Raw genomic sequence first — 1787 nt, 5'->3', positions numbered from 1 at the left:
TCCGGATGTGAATATTCTATTAGCGGATACACCCGAAGAGATGGCAGCGCAAACGGTGCGAATTTTGAAAGATCCTGCCTTAGCCCAACGCCTTGGAGAAAATGGACGAAAGCTGGTTGAAGAACTTTATAGCTGGGATGCTATTGTGGATCAGCTCGATGCAGCCTATTATGAGATAGTCAAACAAAAAGGGGCTGCCACAACACGCAGCTAATCGGATGAGGAGATATTAATGCGGATTAGTATTTTTGGTTTAGGTTATGTGGGTTCAGTTTCAGCGGCATGCTTCGCAAAAGCGGGGCATACGGTCGTTGGATGTGATGTCGATCCTAATAAATTGGGACCAATCAGCGAAGGGCGCTCTCCGATTGTGGAAGCAAACCTAGATGAATTTCTATCAGAAGCTGTCAAAGCCGGCAGACTCAGCGTTACCAACGATGCCAATAAAGCTGTCGCTGAAACCGATATATCCCTCATTTGCGTCGGCACCCCCAGCCGTGATAATGGCGATCTCAAAACCGATTATGTCGAACGTGTCTCCCAACAACTCGGCCAGGCAATCAAACAAAAAGGCTCTTACCATATCGTAATCGTCCGCAGCACTGTGCTTCCGGGAACAACTCATAGTGTTGTTATCCCTGCTCTGGAAGAAGGCTCAGGGGGCAAATGTGGAGTTGATTTCGGGATTGCGATGAACCCGGAATTCCTTCGAGAAGGCTCCGCAATCGCCGACTTCTATGATCCGCCTTTCACGGTTATTGGCTGCGAAAATGAAAGCGATGGTAAGAAGGCGCAGGAAATCTATAGCCATTTGGACGCGCAAGTCATCCTAACCGACATTCCCACCGCCGAAATGATTAAATACGGTTGCAACGCTTTTCACGCCGTCAAAACCACTTTCGCCAATGAAATGGGCATCATTTGCAAGATGGAAGGAATCGATAGTCATAAGGTGATGGACATTCTCTGCAAGGACTTAAAGCTCAACATCTCACCCAAGTATCTAATCCCAGGCTTTGCATTCGGCGGTTCATGCCTTCCAAAAGATGTTCGAGCACTCACCTATCGAGCGAGACATAATGACATCTACCTGCCGATGCTCGAAGCCGTTATGCCAAGCAACAAACTCCAAATCGACAGAGTGACAGAAACACTTCGCCGAATGGGCAAACGCAATATCGGCCTTCTCGGACTTTCCTTCAAAGCAGGCACTGATGACTTGCGGGAAAGTCCATTGGTCGTCCTTGCCGAAAGTTTGATCGGCAAAGGATACAACTTACGAATTTTCGACCCCAACGTCTCTTATGCAGCGCTCTATGGCAGCAACAAGACCTATATTGAAGCTGAAATCCCCCACATCGCATCGATTCTAGGGCAAGATGCGGATGCCGTATTAGAGGCTAGCGACATCCTCATCTTTTCACACAGCGCCAAAGAGTTCAAAGCCCTAATCCCAAAGGTCAAGGAAACCCACACCGTAATCGACCTAGCCCGCGTCTGCACCCCCGCAGACATCAAGGGTGAATATATTGGGCTGTATTGGTAGCGCCGAGTGAGGAGAAGGTGTTAGGTGATAGGGTCCGGATTACCTAACCTCATCCCCTTCCCGAATCGGGAAGGGGTGTATAAATCAAACCCAAACACGATGCTTCGGTAGCAGAGTGCTAGCGGCGCTTCCGAAGTCCTTTTTAAGACTTGCCCCCTCCCTTCCCTCCCACGCCCGGTTGCTGCGGGGGGGGGGGACAATTAATACTCTCGATGCCAGTCGAGCCAGCCCCCTATGCGCA

The 1787-nt window shown here is 49.7% G+C and carries 2 protein-coding genes; both read left to right on the top strand.

Annotated features, from left to right (window positions below):
* Positions 1–214: glycosyltransferase (locus WCO51_13430; GenBank protein ID MEI6514254.1), on the top strand; the 214-nt coding region annotated here is incomplete at its 5' end.
* Positions 215–232: 18 nt separating this feature from the next.
* A complete protein-coding gene (locus tag WCO51_13425) occupies positions 233–1546 on the top strand; it encodes a UDP-glucose/GDP-mannose dehydrogenase family protein (GenBank protein ID MEI6514253.1) in 1314 nt (437 codons plus the stop codon).
* Positions 1547–1787: the final 241 nt, after the last annotated feature.

This window comes from bacterium (assembly GCA_037131655.1).
Lineage (GTDB): Bacteria > Armatimonadota > Fimbriimonadia > Fimbriimonadales > JBAXQP01 > JBAXQP01.
Note: the sequence above shows the minus strand (reverse complement) of the source record. Positions and strands in the feature narration are given on the sequence as shown.